General features: G+C 69.4%; 16 protein-coding genes. 5 read left to right on the forward strand and 11 right to left on the reverse strand.

The genetic code is table 11. The features are described 5' to 3' along the window. The first annotated feature begins 38 nt into the window (after window positions 1-38). Window positions 39-818, forward strand: a complete 780-nt coding sequence (locus A37U_RS0120260; protein WP_240437618.1) for an ESX secretion-associated protein EspG — start codon at window positions 39-41, stop codon at window positions 816-818. A gap of 130 nt (window positions 819-948) precedes the next feature. On the opposite strand, the gene A37U_RS0120265 is transcribed toward A37U_RS0120260, so the two are convergent. Then, window positions 949-2,706 (reverse strand): glycerol-3-phosphate dehydrogenase/oxidase, encoded by a 1,758-nt coding sequence (locus tag A37U_RS0120265; protein WP_020498499.1) that lies wholly within the window; start codon window positions 2,704-2,706, stop codon window positions 949-951. Window positions 2,707-2,815: 109 nt separating this feature from the next. Here A37U_RS0120265 and A37U_RS0120270 point away from each other — a divergent pair, with 109 nt between their 5' ends. Genes A37U_RS0120270 through A37U_RS44410 form a run of 3 tightly spaced genes read left to right on the forward strand, consistent with a single transcriptional unit; the run spans window position 2,816 to window position 5,694 of the window. Continuing rightward, window positions 2,816-3,562 carry an MIP/aquaporin family protein gene (locus A37U_RS0120270; RefSeq protein ID WP_040588254.1) on the forward strand — a complete coding sequence of 249 codons (747 nt, stop codon included), beginning with the start codon at window positions 2,816-2,818 and terminating at the stop codon, window positions 3,560-3,562. Between the two features lie 25 nt (window positions 3,563-3,587). Beyond that, window positions 3,588-5,093, forward strand: a complete 1,506-nt coding sequence (gene glpK / locus A37U_RS0120275; RefSeq protein ID WP_020498501.1) for a glycerol kinase GlpK — start codon at window positions 3,588-3,590, stop codon at window positions 5,091-5,093. 4 nt (window positions 5,094-5,097) lie between these two features. Then, window positions 5,098-5,694, forward strand: coding sequence for a GNAT family N-acetyltransferase (locus A37U_RS44410; protein WP_020498502.1), 597 nt, complete (start codon window positions 5,098-5,100; stop codon window positions 5,692-5,694). 77 nt (window positions 5,695-5,771) lie between these two features. Here the strand turns inward: A37U_RS44410 and A37U_RS0120285 are convergent, their stop codons facing one another. The 4 genes from A37U_RS0120285 to A37U_RS0120300 all read right to left on the reverse strand — a co-directional run bounded on the left by A37U_RS0120285 (window position 5,772) and on the right by A37U_RS0120300 (window position 9,040). Further along, a complete protein-coding gene (locus A37U_RS0120285) occupies window positions 5,772-6,164 on the reverse strand; it encodes a hypothetical protein (protein ID WP_157182904.1) in 393 nt (130 codons plus the stop codon). A gap of 78 nt (window positions 6,165-6,242) precedes the next feature. Next, window positions 6,243-6,842: a class F sortase gene (locus A37U_RS0120290; RefSeq protein ID WP_020498504.1), complete on the reverse strand. Its 600-nt coding sequence runs from the start codon at window positions 6,840-6,842 to the stop codon at window positions 6,243-6,245. 4 nt (window positions 6,843-6,846) lie between these two features. Then, on the reverse strand, window positions 6,847-7,437 hold the full coding sequence (locus A37U_RS48425) for a hypothetical protein (RefSeq protein WP_020498505.1): 591 nt from the start codon (window positions 7,435-7,437) through the stop codon (window positions 6,847-6,849). 199 nt (window positions 7,438-7,636) lie between these two features. Next, complete coding sequence (locus tag A37U_RS0120300; RefSeq protein WP_020498506.1) at window positions 7,637-9,040, reverse strand: NAD(P)H-quinone dehydrogenase; 1,404 nt, start codon at window positions 9,038-9,040, stop codon at window positions 7,637-7,639. Window positions 9,041-9,156: 116 nt separating this feature from the next. On the opposite strand from A37U_RS0120300, the gene A37U_RS0120305 reads away from it, so the two are divergent. Continuing rightward, window positions 9,157-9,609, forward strand: coding sequence for a gamma-glutamylcyclotransferase (locus A37U_RS0120305; RefSeq protein WP_083933658.1), 453 nt, complete (start codon window positions 9,157-9,159; stop codon window positions 9,607-9,609). Here A37U_RS0120305 and A37U_RS48430 read toward each other — a convergent pair. The 6 genes from A37U_RS48430 to A37U_RS52985 form a co-directional block, all read right to left on the reverse strand. Continuing rightward, window positions 9,561-10,481 carry a hypothetical protein gene (locus tag A37U_RS48430; protein ID WP_020498508.1) on the reverse strand — a complete coding sequence of 307 codons (921 nt, stop codon included), beginning with the start codon at window positions 10,479-10,481 and terminating at the stop codon, window positions 9,561-9,563. The two genes, A37U_RS0120305 and A37U_RS48430, sit on opposite strands and share 49 nt — an antisense overlap. Before the next feature lie 269 nt (window positions 10,482-10,750). Next, window positions 10,751-12,010 carry an amidohydrolase gene (locus A37U_RS0120315; RefSeq protein WP_020498509.1) on the reverse strand — a complete coding sequence of 420 codons (1,260 nt, stop codon included), beginning with the start codon at window positions 12,008-12,010 and terminating at the stop codon, window positions 10,751-10,753. 223 nt (window positions 12,011-12,233) lie between these two features. Continuing rightward, the gene (locus A37U_RS0120320; protein ID WP_020498510.1) at window positions 12,234-12,578 is read right to left on the reverse strand and encodes a hypothetical protein; all 345 of its coding nucleotides are present in this window, start codon (window positions 12,576-12,578) and stop codon (window positions 12,234-12,236) included. A 4-nt stretch (window positions 12,579-12,582) separates the two neighbouring features. Beyond that, window positions 12,583-13,572: a methylmalonyl Co-A mutase-associated GTPase MeaB gene (meaB, locus tag A37U_RS0120325; protein ID WP_276141800.1), complete on the reverse strand. Its 990-nt coding sequence runs from the start codon at window positions 13,570-13,572 to the stop codon at window positions 12,583-12,585. Between the two features lie 157 nt (window positions 13,573-13,729). Continuing rightward, window positions 13,730-15,916 carry a methylmalonyl-CoA mutase gene (scpA, locus tag A37U_RS0120330; protein ID WP_020498512.1) on the reverse strand — a complete coding sequence of 729 codons (2,187 nt, stop codon included), beginning with the start codon at window positions 15,914-15,916 and terminating at the stop codon, window positions 13,730-13,732. Further along, on the reverse strand, window positions 15,913-17,712 hold the full coding sequence (locus A37U_RS52985) for a methylmalonyl-CoA mutase family protein (RefSeq protein WP_020498513.1): 1,800 nt from the start codon (window positions 17,710-17,712) through the stop codon (window positions 15,913-15,915). Before A37U_RS52985 ends, scpA begins: the two co-directional genes overlap by 4 nt. Window positions 17,713-17,718 lie beyond the last annotated feature (6 nt).

Consider the following 17,718-nt stretch of genomic DNA (forward strand, 5'->3'; position numbering starts at 1 on the left):
CGGACATGACACTGTTCGCCGACCTGCTTGGAGTCAACGTGACTGAACCGATGATGATCTCGGCGCTCGAGTTCGACGTGTTGTGGGAACATCTGCGGCTCGAGGACATGCCGGTGGTTCTGCGGGTCGACTCCCCCGGTGGCACCGAGGGTGAACGCCAGCGGCTCGTGCAGGCCGCGTGGACCTCACTGGAGAACAAGGGCTATGGGCGGCCGGTCGGTCTGGATCCACGGCTGGCCCGCATGCTGCGGGTGCTCGAACGGCCGGATTCGGAGATCGACGCCCGGCTCTGGCTGGACAAGCACGTGCGGGTGCTCGTCGCCGCCGTCGAGGACTACGCGGTGCACGCCTCGCTCATCGACAACAACCTCGTGCTGCGCGAGGCCTCGCTGACCGGGCTGCCACGAGAGGCGCTGGCCGGGATGCCCGAGCTGCCCGCGGGCCCCGGCGAATCGGTCAACCTGCGCTCGGCCGACTTCGAGGCCGCCGCGCTCACCGCGCTGAGCAAGGGCCAGTTCACCGGCGCGCTCACCGCAGCCGGGGTGCACGAGCGGGACGTGGACTCACTGCAACGGATGGTCAGCGACATCATCGGCCAGGGCCAGTTCGGCGCCGCGGCCCGCGATCGCTGGGGGCACCGGATCCGCACCGACCACGTGGTCAGCTTCTTCGACACCGAAGCCGGCCGTTACGTGCAGGTCAGGCGGCCCTCGAACGGGGCGGACTGGTCCACCATCGCCCCCGTGGACGGGCGGCGCATGCACCAGCACATTTCCAGCATGTACGAAGAGGTATGCCGCCGCGCCACCGAGGCTTGAAATATGTCTCTGGTTGGCTTGCATGGCGGAATCTCAGGCGCCCCTCGCTCCGGGATCGGCCTGCTCATGTACGCCCATCGCGTGGTTCACCGGGGCTCGGCAGCACACCTCACCCCGGCGAACCATCCGCTCAGCCTGCGGGGCTGCTGATCTTCGGCCGGGATTCCGGGGCCACGGCGCGCTTGGCGGTCGCGGCCTCGTCGTCGTTCTGGGTCTGCGAGACCCGCTCGGCCTCGACCCGGGCCGTGTAGTTCTCCACCTCGGCGTTGATCCGCTGCTGGTCCCAGCCGAGCACCCCGCCCATGAGTTCGGCGACCTGCAGCGCGCACTCGGTGCCGCGGTGGGCGTACTCGATGGAGATCCGGGTGCGCCTGGTGAGCATGTCCTCCACGTGCAGCGCACCCTCGTACTCGGCGCCGTACACGATCTCGGCACCCAGGTAGTCGGGCGCGGCCGCGAGTGGTTTGAGCAGTTCGGGATTGCCCTCGGCGACCCCGAGCACCTCGTGGATCATCGAGCCGTACCGGTTGAGCAGGTGCCGCACCCGGTAGGGGTGCAGCCCGTACTGCTCACCGACTTGATCGGCCTGGTTGACCAGTGCGTGGTAGCCGTCCGCACCGAGCAGCGGCACCTTGTCGGTGATCGATTCCTGCAACCGCCCGGACAGGTCGGCACCCGCGGAGTCCACGGCGTCCGCGGCCATCACCCGGTAGGTGGTGAGCTTGCCGCCGGCGATGGCGAACAGACCCGGCGTGACCCGCGCGACGGCGTGCTCCCTGGACAGTTTGGACGTGCTGTCGCTCTCCCCGGCGAGCAGCGGGCGCAGTCCCGCGTACACGCCTTCGATGTCCGCGTGGGTGAGCGGGGTGGCCAGCACCGTGTTCACGTGTTCGAGGATGTAGTCGATATCGGCCTTGGTCGCCGCGGGGTGGGCGAGGTCGAGGTTCCAGTCCGTGTCGGTGGTTCCCACGATCCAGTGGCTGCCCCAGGGGATCACGAACAGCACGGATTTCTCGGTGCGCAGGATCAGCCCGGTCTCGGCGACGATGCGATCGCGCGGCACCACGATGTGCACGCCCTTGGAGGCGCGCACCTTGAACCGGCCCCTGCTGCCGGAGAGCGCCTGCAGCTCGTCGGTCCACACCCCGGTGCAGTTGATCACCACTCCGGCGCGGACCTCGGTCTCCCGGCCGTCCTCGACATCGCGCACCTTCACCCCGGCGACCCGGTCGGCCTCCTTGACGAAGCCCACCACCTGGGTGGAGGTGCGGACCACGGCCCCGTACCGGCCCGCGGTCCGCGCCACGGTCAGGCTGTGCCGGGCATCGTCGGCCTGCGCGTCGTAGTACCGGATCCCGCCGATGAGCGCATTGCGCTTGAGCGCGGGGAAAATACGCAGCGCGCCCGAGCGCGTGTAGTGCTTCTGCGCGGGCACCGAGCGGGCTCCGCCCATCGTGTCGTACATCGCCATACCGGCGGCGGTGTAGGGCCGTTCCCAGACGCGGTGCGAGAGCGGGTAGAGGAAGCTGACCGGCTTGACCAGGTGCGGGGCGAGCCTGGTGAGCATCAGCTCGCGCTCCCGCAGCGCCTCGCGCACCAGACCGAACTCGAGCTGCTCCAGGTAACGCAGTCCGCCGTGGAAGAGCTTCGAGGACCGGCTCGAGGTGCCGCTGGCCAGGTCACGCGCCTCGACGAGGGCGACCTTGAGCCCGCGGGTCGCCGCGTCCAGCGCGGCACCGGTGCCCACCACGCCGCCGCCGATCACGACGACATCGAAGGTCTCCTCGGAAAGACGGCGCCACGCTTCCTCACGCTGCGCCGGTCCCAACCGTGCTGTCACGTCGTCCCGCCTCCACTCGGTCTCGCGAACAGTGCTCCCGTCGCCCATGCTACGTGCTCGTCCGATTACGCACCCGTTCAGCACGCGCACGGCCCGGTCGTGGACTTCTGGACGCGAGCGAACTAGGTTTTGCGGAACCGTCAGCGTGGAGGTGGTCTTGAATCCGAATTACGGGGAAATCGTCGTCTGGGAGCTCATCGGTACCGCGGTGCTCGTTCTGCTCGGTACCGGTGTGGTCGCCAATAATATGTTGCGCAATACCGGTGGTCGTGGTGGCGGCCCGCTGTTCATCAACATCGGCTGGGGTTTCGCGGTGTTCGCCGGTGCGAGCCTCGCCGACAAGACCGGCGCGCACCTCAACCCGGCCGTCACCATCGGAAGCGCCATCGCGGGCAAAACCCCGTGGGATCAGGTTCCGTTCTATTTCATCGGCCAAATGGCGGGCGGAATTATCGGCGCGATGCTGTGCTGGGCCACCTACAAGCTGCAATTCGACAAACACGACGAGCCACAGAACACGCTCGGCATTTTCTCCACGATCCCGCAGATTCCGAACAAGCCGTGGAACCTGGTGACCGAGATCATCGGCACCTTCGTGCTGGTGGCCTGGGTGCTGCTCTCCCCCGCCGCCGACGTCGCCAAGGACGGGGTTCCGGTGCTCGGCAACTCCGCGCTCGGCTATGCGGGTGTGGCGTTCGTGGTGCTGGTCATCGGCACCTCGCTCGGCGGCCCGACCGGGTACGCCATCAACCCCGCACGTGATCTCGGCCCGCGCATCGCGTACGCCTGGCTGATGCCGGTGAAGGGCAAGGGAAAGCCACAATGGGGCTATTCCTGGGTTCCCGTGCTCGGCCCGTTGGTCGGCGGCGCCCTCGCCGCGCTGCTCTACCTCGCCGTCTCCTGACCGTCTAGAAAGGACACTTGCCGTCATGGCCGACTACATCGCAGCGATCGACCAGGGCACGACCTCCACGCGGTGCATGGTCTTCGACCACTCCGGACAAGTGGTCGCGGTGGACCAGAAGGAGCACCGCCAGATTTTCCCGCAGGCAGGCTGGGTGGAGCACGATGCGGCGGAGATCTGGGCCAATACCCGTTCGGTGACCGCGGGTGCGCTCGCGAACGGCGATCTCACCCCGTCCGATCTCGCCGCGGTCGGTATCACCAACCAGCGCGAGACCGCACTCGTCTGGGAGAAGGCCACCGGGAAACCGATCTACAACGCGATCGTGTGGCAGGACACCCGCACCGACAAGATCGCCGAGGAGCTCGGCGCGCTCGGCGGCGGGCAGGAACGCTACCGGGACCGCACCGGGCTTCCGCTTGCCACGTATTTCTCCGGTCCCAAGATCCGCTGGATACTCGACAACGTCGAGGGCGCCCGCACCCGCGCCGAGAACGGCGAGCTGCTGTTCGGGAACATGGACACCTGGACGATCTGGAACATGACCGGCGGGCCGGATGGCGGGGTGCACGTCACCGATCCGACGAACGCCTCCCGCACCCTGCTCATGGATCTGGACACGCTGTCCTGGGATCCGGAGATCGCCGAGGACATGGGAGTACCGCTGGCGATGCTTCCCGAGATCAAGTCCTCCTCCGAGGTCTACGGCACGGTACGCGAGCGCGGCACGCTGGCCGGGGTGCCGATCGCGGGCATCCTCGGCGATCAACAGGCCGCGACCTTCGGACAGGCCTGCCTTTCCCCGGGTGAGGCCAAGAACACCTACGGCACGGGAAACTTCGTCCTGCTCAACACCGGCACGGAAAAAGTCATGAGCCGCAACGGTTTGCTCACCACAGTCTGCTACAAGATCGGTGAGCGGGACACCGTGTACGCCCTCGAAGGCTCCATCGCGGTGACCGGTTCACTGGTGCAGTGGGTGCGCGACAACCTCGGGCTGATCGGTACCGCACCACAGATCGAGGACGAGGCGCGCGCGGTCGAGGACAACGGCGGCTGCTATTTCGTGCCCGCTTTCTCCGGCCTGTTCGCTCCCTACTGGCGTTCCGATGCGCGCGGCGCCATCGTGGGGCTCACCCGTTACGTCAACCGCGGCCACATCGCCCGCGCGGTGCTCGAGGCGACCGCCTTCCAGAGCCGCGAGGTGATCGACGCGATGAACGCGGATTCCGGGGTGGAGCTCACCGCACTGAAGGTGGACGGCGGCATGGTGCTCAACGAGCTGCTCATGCAGTTCCAGGCCGACATCCTCGGGGTTCCCGTCGTGCGCCCGGTGGTCAACGAAACCACCGCGCTCGGTGCCGCCTATGCCGCCGGTCTCGCGGTCGGATTCTGGTCCGGTGAAGAGGACATCCGGCGCAACTGGGCCGAGGACAAGCGCTGGCAGCCGCAGATGCCCGGGGACGAGCGCGCGCGGCAGTTCGCGAACTGGAAGAAGGCGGTCACCAGGACCTTCAATTGGGTCTCCTGAGCCCATGGCCCCGATTCGCGCCGCCGGTGGCGCGGATGCCGGACGGCTCGCCGGGATCCTCGGTGCCGCGTTCGCCGAGGATCCCGTGATGCTGTGGATGTTCCGGGAACGCCAGGACTGCACCCACGCGGTCACCATCCTGTTCCGTGCCCTGCTGCAGGCGCACTATCTGCGCCGCGGGGTCTGCGCGCTCACCGAGGGCGGGGCCGCGGTCTGGACCATGCCGGGCGCACACGAGTTCGGCGCGCTCGGCGAATTGCGCCTAGCGCCCGGCGTGCTGCATGCTGCCCGCCTGCGGATCGACCGGCTACTCGCCTTCGACTCCCTCAGCAGGAAACACCAGCCCCGCGAACCGCACTGGTACCTGCACCTGCTCGGGGTGGAACCGCATGCGCGCGGCAAGGGTATCGGTGGCGCACTGCTCGAGAAGCAGCTCGCGGTGATCGACGAGGCCGGGTTGCCCGCGCATCTGGAGAGCACGAACGAACGCAACGTCCCGCTCTACGAACGGCATGGCTTCACCGTCACCGCGCAGGTGCGCATCCGGTCCGGTTCCCCCGAGTTCTATCCGATGTGGCGCCCTGCGGGCGGCCCGGGCTGAACGTGGACGGCGGGTGCGGATACCCTCCCGAATCCGCACCCGCACGACTCCCCCGGTCGCACCTGGTGTTCCGGCGCTCAGCGGCGCACCCGGTGGAAGGCGGCCGCCCCGGTCACCCCACCGAACAGGGTCGCTGCGATGCCACCCCCGATCAGCCAGCCGGTGTCCGGGCGCCCGGGCACACCGTCGAGATCCGTGTACCCCACCGTGGCCCCGTCGCCGGCTTCCGCCGCACCGTGCGGTTTCGGAGCGACCTGTTGCGCGGAATCCCCGTTGGCCCGGTCCCCGTCCTCCGGCTGCGCCACGTTTCCCTGCTGGTGCGGCGTTTCCTGCTTGTGCAGGGAAATCTGCACCGAGCGTGCCGAATCATGTTGCGGCACAACAGTTTCCGCAATCGCCGGCGCGGTGAGCAAGGCGCCGAACGCGAACGCGGCGGCCACCGTGCACAGGCGTCTAGCCGCCTTGGACATGCGTTGTTTCCCCTTCACCGGCCGTGGTTCCCGAATCCCTGTACAGACAAAGACGTCCGTACCCGGATTCGGTTGCCTCTAACCGCGGAAAAGATCTGCGTAGACGATGACGTTGTCCCGATAGCTGCGCTCCGCGCGGTTGAAGGAACCGCCGCAGGTGATCAGCCGCAGCTCGGGTTTGGTGGTGTTGCCGTACACCGCCTGGGTGGGGAACTCGTCCTTGGGCACCTGATCCACCGCACGCACCCGGAACCGCGCGGTTTTCCCGTCCGCGCGGGCGATGTCGACCTCCTGGCCTGCCTTGACCTTGTCGAGGTCGTAGAAGATCCCCTTCTTGTGGTTCCCGTCGACATGGCCGAGTACGACCGACGGACCGACCTGCCCCGGTGTGGGCCCGTTCCGGTACCAGCCGGCTTGGCGCGGCTGGCTCACCGGCGGTACCGCGACACTCCCGTCGGACTGCAGACCGAGCGGGACGAGGCCGGATTCCGCGCCGATACTGGGAATGTCCAACCGTACCGGCGTCGATCGCGGCATTCCCGCCTGCGGTGCGGAGCTGGCCGCGGGCTTGGGTGCCGCCTGCCCGGCAGGTTGCGCGCTCGGTCCCGCGCAACCCGCCGCGAGCAGTGCGGGTGCCACCGCCGCGACCACCGCCGTCGCGAGGCGTGCCTTTCGCATCGGCTCAGCGAAGGCCGGCGAGCGATCCGTCACCGGTCTCCGCGGCACCCTTGGGCACCACGGTCACCTGGTGCTCGCTGATCGGCACCGGCTTCGAGGGCTTTTTCGCACCGAGCACCGTCAGGCTCGCCGAGAGCGGCTTGCCCGCGCAGCTCGACGTGACCGAATAGGTTCCCGGTTTGACCGAGGCGACGGTGGCGTTCTCGTACAGCGAGCCGGCCGCACCGTCGGCCCTGCCCATCCGCAGCGCGGGAGAACTCGTCGAGCCCTTGTCCCCGAGACAGGTCAGTCGCACCACCACGCCCTGGCCCGGGCGGGCGGAGTGCGGAGACACGGTCAGGGACGAGCCTTGCGAGTCACCACCGGGCTGCGTGGTCGTGGGTTCCGGTTTGCTCGTCGTGGGTTCCGGCTGGCTCGTGCTCGTCGGAGCGGGTGAGCTGGTCGGATCCGCCGAGGTGGTCGGCGCGGGGGCCGCGGTCGGTTCCTGGGCCGGGGCCGTCGCCGCAGAGGCGCCGATGGCGGTCGCAAGTACGAGGACGCCGGTGCCCGCGGCACTGGTGATCAACCTGAAACTCTTACGCGAACTGATACGCATTCGTGACCTCCGAAAAATATCGAGCGATTACCGAAGTACCGCACACGAAATGCCTGCGGTAAACCGTCGAATCGCTTCGAGCGGTGTCTATTCGAACCCTTCCGGAAGGCCTCACTCAAAAGACGCCCGTTGGCCCGGAAAGGTTGCCACGTATCGAAAAAATCCGCCTCTGCCCAGATCAGCCGTGTTACCCGTGAGTTCAGTCCAGGTCGTCGTGGCGCATCAGCTGGCGCCCGGCCTCGGTGATCGAACCGGACAGCGAGGGGTAGACCGAGAAGGTCATCGCCAGGTTGTCCACGGTGAGCTGGTTCTGCACGGCAAGGGTGATCGGCAGGATCAGCTCGCTCGCCCGTGGTGCGACGACCACACCGCCGACGACGACCCCGGTCGCCGGACGGCAGAACAGCTTGACGAAGCCACGGCGCAGCCCGTCCATCTTGGCCCTGGCGTTCGTGGCCAGCGGGAGCATCACGGTGCGCGCGGGTACCTCACCGGCGTCGATCGCCTGCTGGCTGATCCCCACCGTGGCGATCTCGGGGTGAGTGAACACGTTCGCCGCGACCGTCTTGAGTTTGATCGGGGCGACGCCCTCGCCGAGCGCGTGCCACATCGCGATCCGGCCCTGCATCCCGGCCACCGAGGCGAGCATGAGCACGCCGGTGCAGTCGCCGGCAGCGTAGATCCCGGACACCGAAGTACGCGAGACCCGGTCCACCGAGATGAACCCGCCCCTGTCCGGTTCGATGCCGACCCGTTCGAGGCCGATGCCTTCGGTGTTCGGTACCGAACCCACGGTCATCAACGCATGACTGCCGGTCACGGTGCGCCCGTCGGAGAGCCGCACGACCACTCCGTCCTCGGTACGCTCCACGGCGTCCGCGCGGGCGTGCTTGAGCACCCTGGTGCCGCGTTCGGCGAACACGTCCTCGAGCACCGCCGCCGCGTCCGCGTCCTCGTGCGGCAGCACCCTGTCCCGGCTGGACACGAGGGTCACCTGCACACCCATCTCGGTGTAGGCGGAGGCGAACTCGGCACCGGTGACCCCGGAGCCGACCACGATCAGGTGTTCCGGGAGCTGGTCGAGTTCGTAGAGCTGGCGCCAGGTCAGTACCCGTTCGCCGTCCGGTTCCGCGCCGGGGAGCACCCGCGGATGCGCGCCGGTGGCGATGAGCACCACATCGGCGGAAAGCACCTCGGTTCCGCCTTCGGTGAGCTCGACCTCGATGCTGTGCTGCGCCAATCCCGGTGCCTCGTCGCAGAAACGCGCGGTCCCGGTGAGCATCCGCACACCCTCACGCTGCAGCCGGGCCCGGATGTCGGCCGATTGGGCGAGCGCGAGTCCCTTGACCCTGCCGTGCACCGTCGGCACATCCACCACGGCCTTCTCGGTCTCGGCGTGGATGCCCAGCTCGTCGACCGCATGAAAGGAGGACCGCGCCCCGGCCGAGGCGATGAAGGTCTTCGAGGGCACGCAGTCGTAGAGCACGCACGCGCCGCCGAGCCCTTCCTCCTCGACGACCGTCACCTCCGCGCCGTGCTGTGCCCCGACGAGCGCCGACTCGTATCCGGCGATCCCGCCGCCCATGATCACGATGCGGGTCACGTGCTGGCCTCCCTCTCACCCGAGAACTCGCTCGTTACCGTACGCGCGCGCGAACGAAACGGACGCACGGGGCACGGCCCGCAACCCGCGCGGGAGTGATCGAATAGTCTGTCTCCGTGGCGTTGTATGCAGCTTATGGGTCCAACATGGATCCGACGCAGATGGCCGAGCGCGCCCCGCACTCTCCGATGTCCGAAACGGGGTGGCTCATCGGGTGGCGGCTCACGTTCGGCGGCGAGGACATCGGCTGGGAGGGCGCGCTCGCCACGATCGTCGAGGATCCCGACTCGCAGGTTTTCGTGGTGCTCTACGACGTGACGCCGTACGACGAGGCGCGCCTGGACCGCTGGGAGGGTTCCGAGCTCGGCCTGCACAGCAAGATCCGGCTCCGGGTGCAGACACTCGGCGGTTCGGTCCTTTCCTGGCTGTACGTGCTCGATGCCTACGAGGGCGGTCTCCCTTCGGCGCGCTATCTCGGCGTGATGTCCGATGCCGCCGAGGCCGCCGGTGCACCCGCCGACTACGTGTCCTCGTTGCGCACCCGGCCCTGCCGGGGCATCGGTCCGTGACCGGACTCCCTTCCGGAATCGCCTAACGCGACACTGAGCCCGGTGCCGAGTTCGGCGAGCCAGCCCGTGCCGGGTCCGGCACGGATCAGGCTCCATCCCCGCTCCCGCAGGTCCGCATCACGCAACGGGTCCGGTGCCCGGGTCATTTCGAGCGCCAGGCGGTCGGCCGGCCAGGCGAACTCCAGCCGGTACAGCTCACGTCTGGCGGCATCGCGTACCGGGAACCACAGCCGTGGGACGGGCAACCCATGGTCGGCGATCGCCAGCAGCGCGGCACCGGCGGCCGTTCCCCTCGTCTTGCCGCTGACCAGGCAGCTGAGCCGATCGCCCCGTTCGCGGTAGCGGGGATCGCGCCGTTCGGCGATCCGGGCCCGGATTCCGGCGCGGAAGGATCTTCGCCACGCCACCGGCTGTAGGGCGAGAGCCTCCTCGGCCACGGCGAATCCGAAATCCCGTTCCGGCGCGCACAGCAGTTCGGCGAGCGCGTGGTCGAGACCTACCGTCGGTAGCCCGCAGACGGTGTCCGGTGCATAGCGGGCGGGGTCTCCGTGATGGATCCGGATACCGGATGGCGCACTGCGATTGCGGCCGTACGGCCGGAGCACGTGCACCTGCTGGACGCGGGCGCTGGAGCAGCCGTGCAGCCAGGCGGCGCTCGCCCGGCACAGCACACTGCCCGGCCCGCACCACAGGATGGCGGCGGAGGCGACGGTGAGCGGGTCGGCCGCCCGCGCCCCGCGCACCAGCACCCCGGGGAACCGTTCCCGCAGCTGCCCGGTGCTCACCGCGAGGCGCAGCGGATACCCACCGATCTCGGCACGCGCCGCGCGCTCGATACACGCGCCGTTGGTCATGCAGCTCAGCTCGGTCATGTGAGCGGAGCTCCCCGAGCATCGCAGCGAGCCCCGGCGAGCGAGTCCGCGAAGACGCCGATCGAGTGAGGACACGAGCGAGCCTCAGCGAGCGAGGCCCGGAGCGAGTGAGAAGTCGAGCCGAGGTCGCAGCGCAAGGCAAGATCCGATCGGGTCGACACGGTCATGAGAACGAGCATGCCGTGGTCCGCCCGGAAGACAACGGGCCTGCGCAAATCTGTGGATGGCGGTGGCCGCTGTGGACAACCGCGCAGACAGACGGCCGGTGGTCAGCGCTGCGCGGTCAGCGCGTGCAGCGCGGCTGTCACATGGACCCGGACACCGATGGGAAGCGCCCGCTCGTCGATGTCGAAGGCGGGCCGGTGGATATCCCGGTGCTCGCCACCGCCGTGCACCCCGAGCCGGGCGAAGGTGCCCGGCACCTGCTCCAGGTACCACGCGAAGTCCTCGCCACCTGAGGACTGCGGCGCCGTGGCGACCGCATCGGTGCCGATCGCCGAGGTCACGGCCTCGGAGAGCAGTTCGGTGCTGCGTTCCTCGTTGACCACCGGGGGAACTCCCCTGCGGTAGTCGAGCTCGAACCCGACCCCGGTCGGCGAGACGAGGGCGGCGACGAATTCGCGCACCAGGGGTTCGAGCGCGGCCCAGGTGTCCCGGTCGGCGGTGCGCAGCGTGCCGCGCAGTTGCCCCTCCTTGGGCACCGCGTTCGGTGCGTTCCCCGCGTGCACCGCACCCCAGACGAGCACCGTCCCGGAGCGTGGGTCGACCCGCCTGGACAACAGCGCGGGCAGGCCGGTGATCACCGAGCCGAGCGCGTTGACCAGGTCCGCGGTCAGATGGGGGCGGGAGGTGTGCCCGCCGGGAGAGGTGAGCCCCAGCTCGATGAAATCGGTCGCGGAGGTGATCGGGCCGACCCGGGTGCCGACCGTGCCGACGTCCAGTTTCGGTTCGCAGTGCAGGCCGAAGATGCGCTCGACCCCCTCGAGCCCGCCCGCCTCGATCACGTCGAGCGCGCCGCCGGGCATGACCTCCTCGGCGGGCTGGAAGATCAGCCGTACCCGCCCGGGCAGGCTCGGGGCCTGGACGAGCGCATGCGCGGCGCCGAGCAGCATCGCGGTATGCGCGTCGTGTCCGCAGGCGTGCGCCACCCCGTCCACGGTCGAGGCGAACGGGAGGCCGGTGTCCTCGTGCACGGGCAGGGCGTCGATGTCCGCACGCAGCGCGACGCACCGGTCCCCGCTGCCGATATCGCAGATCAGGCCGGTTCCGTTCGGGAGGACATCGGGTTTGAGCCCGATCGAGCGCAGCAGGTCACCGACGAGTTCGGTGGTCGCGTACTCGTCGCGGGCGAGCTCGGGGCGGGCGTGGATGAGCCTGCGCCAGGCGACGAGATCCGCGCTGCCGCGGCGCAACCAGCTCTCCAGCCAGTCCGGTCCCCGTCCCTTGGCCAGGTCGGCGACGTCGCCCGCTCCGGTGAGCAACTCCTCGATTCCGCCGGTGCGCTCCGGCTGTGCGTCGACCAGGGTCACTGCTGCGGCTCCATCGGCGAACCTCCTCGAAAGGCTTGCGCTGTCGTGCTCATCATGCACGGATACTCGACGACAGAACGTAGTTTCGGCTGATCAACCGCTCGCCGGTCGCGCGAGTGCGCTGGACGGCAATCGGGAATTCAGCCCGGCCGAACGCTGTGCGCGGGCCTCGAGGTCTCAGAGTTCGTTACCGAAAGAGCACGGCAGATGACGGAGCAGGGGACTATGCCTTGGCGTTCTGGAGGTTCTTGAGCTTCCTGCGGTACTTGCCGCGCTTGCGCCGCCCGAAGTAGACGATGACGAGCAGCAGCACCACGACCACGCCGAGGATCAGTTTGTTGGCCGAACGCTCCTTGTCGGCCTGCTCCTGCTGCTTGTTGATCGACACCCCGGGCTCCGGTCCGGCGGTCGCGGCGTGCCCGCCGACCGCGGTCGAGGAACCGACCAGGGCGGCGGAAGTGGCCGGCTGCGCCGTGGCTACCTGTGGGAGCAGTCCGCCGCCGAGGCCGAGCAGCATGGCGCACAGCCCGAGCAGGACGATCCGGCTGGCGCGGTGTTGTGAACGCACACGCTCAGTGTGCCCGCTCGCGGGTGAACGCGTCCAGGATCCGCGCCGCGGCGAGTGAAGCGGCCAGCCGTCCCTCGCGCACCTCCCGCTGCACACCGTCCACGATCGCCGCCACATCCGGGTTCGCGCGCAGCGAGTCGAACAGCTGATCACGCACCATCGACCACATCCAGTCCACCTGCTGACGACGGCGGTTCTCCTCGAAGGAGCCGTCCGCGAGCGCGGCCTCCCGATGCGCGCCGAGCTGGGTCCACACCGTGTCCAGCCCGGTCTCGGTCAGCCCGCTGCAGGTGAGCACGGGGGCGTGCCATTCGTCCTCGCTGGAGCGCAGCATCCGCAGTGCCCCGGCGAGTTCGCGTGCCGCACGGCGGGCCTCGCGTTCGTGATCCCCATCGGCCTTGTTCACCGCGATCACATCGGCCAGTTCGAGCACCCCCTTCTTGATTCCCTGCAGCTGGTCACCGGTGCGCGCGAGGGTGAGGAACAGGAAGGAGTCGACCATATTGGCCACGGTGGTCTCGGACTGGCCGACACCGACGGTTTCCACGAGCACCACATCGTGGCCCGCGGCCTCCATCAGCACCATGGTCTCCCGGGTGGCCCGGGCCACCCCGCCGAGAGTGCCCGAGGTCGGCGAGGGACGCACGAAGGCGTTCGGGTCCACGGCCAGCCGCGCCATCCGGGTCTTGTCGCCGAGGATCGCCCCTCCGGTCTTGCTGGAGGAGGGATCGACGGCGAGCACGGCGACCCGGTGCCCGCGCGTGGTGAGCATGCTGCCGAGCGCGTCGATGAAGGTCGACTTGCCCACCCCGGGAACCCCGCTGATGCCGAGCCGCATCGCCCTGCCCGAGTGCGGGAGCAGTTCGGTGAGCAGTTCGGCGGCCTTGGCCCGGTGATCGGCCCGGGTGGACTCGACGAGCGTGATCGCCCGGGAGAGCACCCCGCGCTTGCCAGCCAGCACCTCCTTGGCCATCGCGGCGACGTCTATCGTCACGGCGCCTCCTCGCTGACGCTCCTCGGCTTCGTGACGCGCCGTGCTGTGCCCGATGGCGGCCTCGCAAGCTCGGCCGCCGCACCTTCCTCGCTGACGCTCGTCAGCCCCGCGGCCGACGGCACTGTGTCCGATGGCGGCCTCGCAAGCTCGGCCACGTCTAATCCTCCGGCACCGGGTGGCCGTGCTGGGCGCAGAGCTGACGGAGCAGGTCGATCGCGGCATCGGCGATCACGGTGCCCGGCGGGAAGATCGCGGCCGCGCCCGCCTCGCGCAGCGCGTCGAAGTCACCCGGCGGGATCACGCCACCGACCACGACCATGATGTCCGAGCGGTCGTTGGCGGCCAGTTCCTCGCGCAGCGCGGGGACCAGGGTCAGGTGCCCGGCCGCGAGCGAGGACACCCCGATCACGTGCACATCCGCCTCGACCGCCTGCCGGGCGACCTCGGCGGGGGTGGAGAACAGCGGGCCGACGTCCACGTCGAAGCCGAGGTCGGCGAACGCGGTCGCGATGACCTTCTGCCCCCGGTCGTGCCCGTCCTGGCCCATCTTGGCGACCAGGATGCGCGGGCGGCGCCCCTCGCCCTCGGCGAAGGAATCCACGATCGAGCGCGCGGTGTCCACATTGGACGCTTTGCCGACCTCGTGCGAGTACACACCGGAGATGGTACGGATCTGCCCGGAATGCCTGCCCCACACTCGCTCTAGCGCGTCGGAGATCTCGCCGACGGTGGCCATCGACCGGCCGGCGGCGACCGCGAGCTCGAGCAGGTTGCCCTCGCCGGATTCGGCGGCCCCGGAGAGCTGCCGCAGCGCGTGGTCCACCTGTTCCTGGTCCCGTTCCTCGCGCAGCCGGCGCAGCTTGTCCAGCTGGCGGGCGCGCACATCGGCGTTGTCCACCTTGAGCACGTCGATCTGCTCCTCGGCGGTGAGCTGGTATTTGTTCACGCCGATCAGCGACTGGCGGCCGGAGTCGATGCGCGCCTGGGTGCGCGCGGCCGCCTCCTCGATGCGCAGCTTCGGGATACCGGCGTCGATCGCGCGCGCCATCCCGCCCGCGGACTCGACCTCGGTGATGTGCGCCCAGGCCTTCTCCGCGAGATCCTTGGTGAGCCGCTCGACGAAGTAGCTGCCGCCCCAGGGATCGATGGTGCGCGTGGTCCCGGATTCCTGCTGCAGCACCAGCTGCGTGTTGCGGGCGATGCGCGCGGAGAAGTCGGTGGGCAGCGCGAGCGCCTCGTCGAGCGCGTTGGTGTGCAGCGACTGGGTGTGCCCCTGGGTCGCGGCCATCGCCTCGACGCAGGTGCGCACCACGTTGTTGTACACATCCTGGGCGGTCAGCGACCAGCCGCTGGTCTGGCAGTGGGTGCGCAGCGACAACGACTTCGCGGACTTCGGCTCGAACTGTTTGACCAGCTTCGCCCACAGCAGCCGGGCGGCACGCATCTTGGCGATCTCGGTGAAGAAGTTCATCCCGATCGCCCAGAAGAACGAGAGCCGGGGCGCGAACTTGTCGATGTCCAGGCCCGCGTCCAGACCGGCCCGGATGTACTCCACCCCGTCGGCGAGGGTGTAGGCGAGCTCCAGGTCGGCGGTGGCCCCGGCCTCCTGCATGTGGTAGCCGGAGATCGAGATCGAGTTGAACTTCGGCATCTCGGTCGAGGTGAACGAGAAGATGTCCGAGATGATCCGCATCGAGGGCTGCGGCGGATAGATGTAGGTGTTGCGGACCATGAACTCCTTGAGGATGTCGTTCTGAATGGTCCCCGCGAGCTTCTCGTGCGCGACCCCCTGCTCCTCGGCGGCCACGATGTAGAGCGCGAGCACCGGGAGCACCGCGCCGTTCATGGTCATCGAGACGCTCATCTTGTCCAGCGGGATGCCGTCGAAGAGGGTGCGCATGTCGTAGATGGAATCGATGGCGACCCCGGCCATACCGACGTCCCCGCCGACCCTCGGGTGGTCGGAGTCGTAGCCGCGGTGGGTGGCCAGGTCGAAGGCGACGGAGAGCCCCTTCTGCCCCGCGGCGAGGTTGCGCCGGTAGAAGGCGTTCGACTGCTCCGCGGTGGAGAACCCGGCGTACTGGCGCACGGTCCAGGGCTGGTTGACGTACATCGTCGGGTACGGGCCGCGCAGGAACGGCGCGATACCCGGATAGGTGTGCAGGAAGTCGATGCCCTCGGTATCGGCCGCGGTGTAGACCGGTTTGATGCCGATGCCCTCCGGGGTCTCCCATTCGAGGGCGTCGGCGTCCTTACCGGTGGCTGCGCGCAGTGCCGAGGTCCAGTCGGCGTAGCCCGGCTCGGCCGGTTCACCGAGCTCGACCTGCGAGAAGTCGGGGATCACGCGGTCACCTCCAGAATCTCGCCGAGGGCGGCGAGCGCATCGCAGCCCGCGTAGACGTATTGATCGCAGCCGGTGTCCCGGTCGCCGCGCGGCTTGCCCGCGAGGGCGATCAGCCGGGCCCCTGCCGAGCGCAGCGCGGGGACGAGTTCGGCCAGCCATTCGCCGTACGCTTCCTCGGTACCGCACACGCAGACGCAGGCGCAAGCCGAGTCGGTGAACGCGGACACGATGTCCGCGACCGTCTCACTCGGCCCTGCCTCGACGCTGTCTATCCCGCCCGCCGCATAGGTGTTGCGGGCGAACCCGGCGCGCGCGGTATAGGCGGCCAGCGAGCCGAGCGTGGCCAGGAAGATCCGGGGCCGCTGCGCCGCGGCGTCCGCGCGATCCCGCAGTGCCTCGTACCCGGCCGCGTAGTGCACCCCGGGCAGGATGCTCGGCGGCTCGGAGTCCGCCGCCGGTCGGGAAAGCGGACGCTCCTCAAGATCGGGGAACTCGCTGACCCCGGTGATCGGGTCCGTCCGGTGCGCGAGCCGCTCGCGGTGCGCGCTCCAGGTCCGTCCGAGCTCACGGGCCAGCGATCCGGAACCGAGCGCCGCGACGATCCCGCCCTCGGACTCGACCCCGGTGAATCGCTCCCAGGCCCGGTTCGCCAGTTCGTCGGTGCGCCGTTCGACGGCGTAGGAACCGCCTGCCGGATCGATCACCCCGGCCAGGTGCGATTCCTCCAGCAGGATCGACTGGGTGTTGCGCGCGATGCGCCTGGCGAACGCGTCCGGGGCCCCGACCCGCTCGTCGAAGGGGCGCACGGTCACCGCGTCCGCCCCGGCGACCCCGGCCGCGAACGCCGCGATCGTGCTGCGCAGCATGTTCACCCAGGGGTCCCGCGCGGTCATCATCGCCGAGGAACCGACCGCGTGCTGCCGCTGCGGAACCCCCTTGATACCGCTCACCTCGCACACCCGCGACCACAGCCGCCGAGCCGCGCGCAGCTTCGCGATGGTGCCGAACTGGTCGACGCTCGCGGCGTAGCGGAACTCGAGGGTCGCCGCCGCCGTGTCCGCGTCGAGCCCGGCCTCGGTGAGCGCGCGCAGATAGGCGAGTCCCGCCGCGATCGAGTAGCCCAGCTCCTGGGCATCCGAACCGCCCGCCTCGTGGAACAGCGCCCCGTTCACGGTGACCACCTGTGTGTTCGGGTACCGCTTCGCCAGCGCGGCGAGGTGGTCGGGCTCGGGGATCTGCCCGATGGCCGAGAGCGGGTCGATGCCGAGGACCGCGCGCACTCCACTGTCCGGGATCCCCGCGGCCGCGTAGCAGGCGAGCAGGGCCTCGACCGGTTCACGGAACCGCTCCCCGGGAGAGAGCACGACGGGGGCGAGATCGAGCAGCACCCCGTCCAGTGCGCGCGCCAGCCCATCGGCCGGTACCCCGTGCTCCCCCGCGGCGAGCCAGACCGCGCCCGCCCCGTGCTCGAGGTCGTCCAGCAGGCACTCGTTCACCGCGACGGGGTCGCCGCCCCCGGCCCTGGTGCGCACCTGCCACGCGGTTCCCTGCGGATCGGCCCCGCGTACGTAGGGGGCGAGGCCGGGAAGACCCGTGCCGGGCGAGCCGTCCTCCGCGGTGTAGAGCGGGCGGATCGTGATGTCATCGTCGGTGGTGGTGGCCAGCGCGAGTTCGGGGTCGTCCGGCGCGGTACGCCCTTGTTTGGCGAACACGCCCGCGACCAGTTCCCGCCATTGCGCGCGCGTCGCCGCCTCGAACTCGGCGGCGAGTTCGAGCCGTTCCGGAGCGGTTGTCATACGTGG

It is taken from the genome of Sciscionella marina DSM 45152 (assembly GCF_000379465.1).
Classification (GTDB): Bacteria; Actinomycetota; Actinomycetes; order Mycobacteriales; family Pseudonocardiaceae; genus Sciscionella; species Sciscionella marina.

What these genes read in the sequence shown, in the direction of transcription:
- A37U_RS0120265 (WP_020498499.1), bottom strand. Translation starts at nt 2,706, where the DNA reads ATGGGCGACGGGAGCACTGTTCGCGAGACCGAGTGGAGGCGGGACGAC.
- A37U_RS48430 (WP_020498508.1), bottom strand. Translation starts at nt 10,481, where the DNA reads ATGACCGAGCTGAGCTGCATGACCAACGGCGCGTGTATCGAGCGCGCG.
- glpK (WP_020498501.1), top strand. Translation starts at nt 3,588, where the DNA reads ATGGCCGACTACATCGCAGCGATCGACCAGGGCACGACCTCCACGCGG.
- A37U_RS52985 (WP_020498513.1), bottom strand. Translation starts at nt 17,712, where the DNA reads ATGACAACCGCTCCGGAACGGCTCGAACTCGCCGCCGAGTTCGAGGCG.
- A37U_RS48425 (WP_020498505.1), bottom strand. Translation starts at nt 7,437, where the DNA reads ATGCGTATCAGTTCGCGTAAGAGTTTCAGGTTGATCACCAGTGCCGCG.
- A37U_RS44410 (WP_020498502.1), top strand. Translation starts at nt 5,098, where the DNA reads ATGGCCCCGATTCGCGCCGCCGGTGGCGCGGATGCCGGACGGCTCGCC.
- A37U_RS0120285 (WP_157182904.1), bottom strand. Translation starts at nt 6,164, where the DNA reads ATGTCCAAGGCGGCTAGACGCCTGTGCACGGTGGCCGCCGCGTTCGCG.
- A37U_RS0120290 (WP_020498504.1), bottom strand. Translation starts at nt 6,842, where the DNA reads ATGCGAAAGGCACGCCTCGCGACGGCGGTGGTCGCGGCGGTGGCACCC.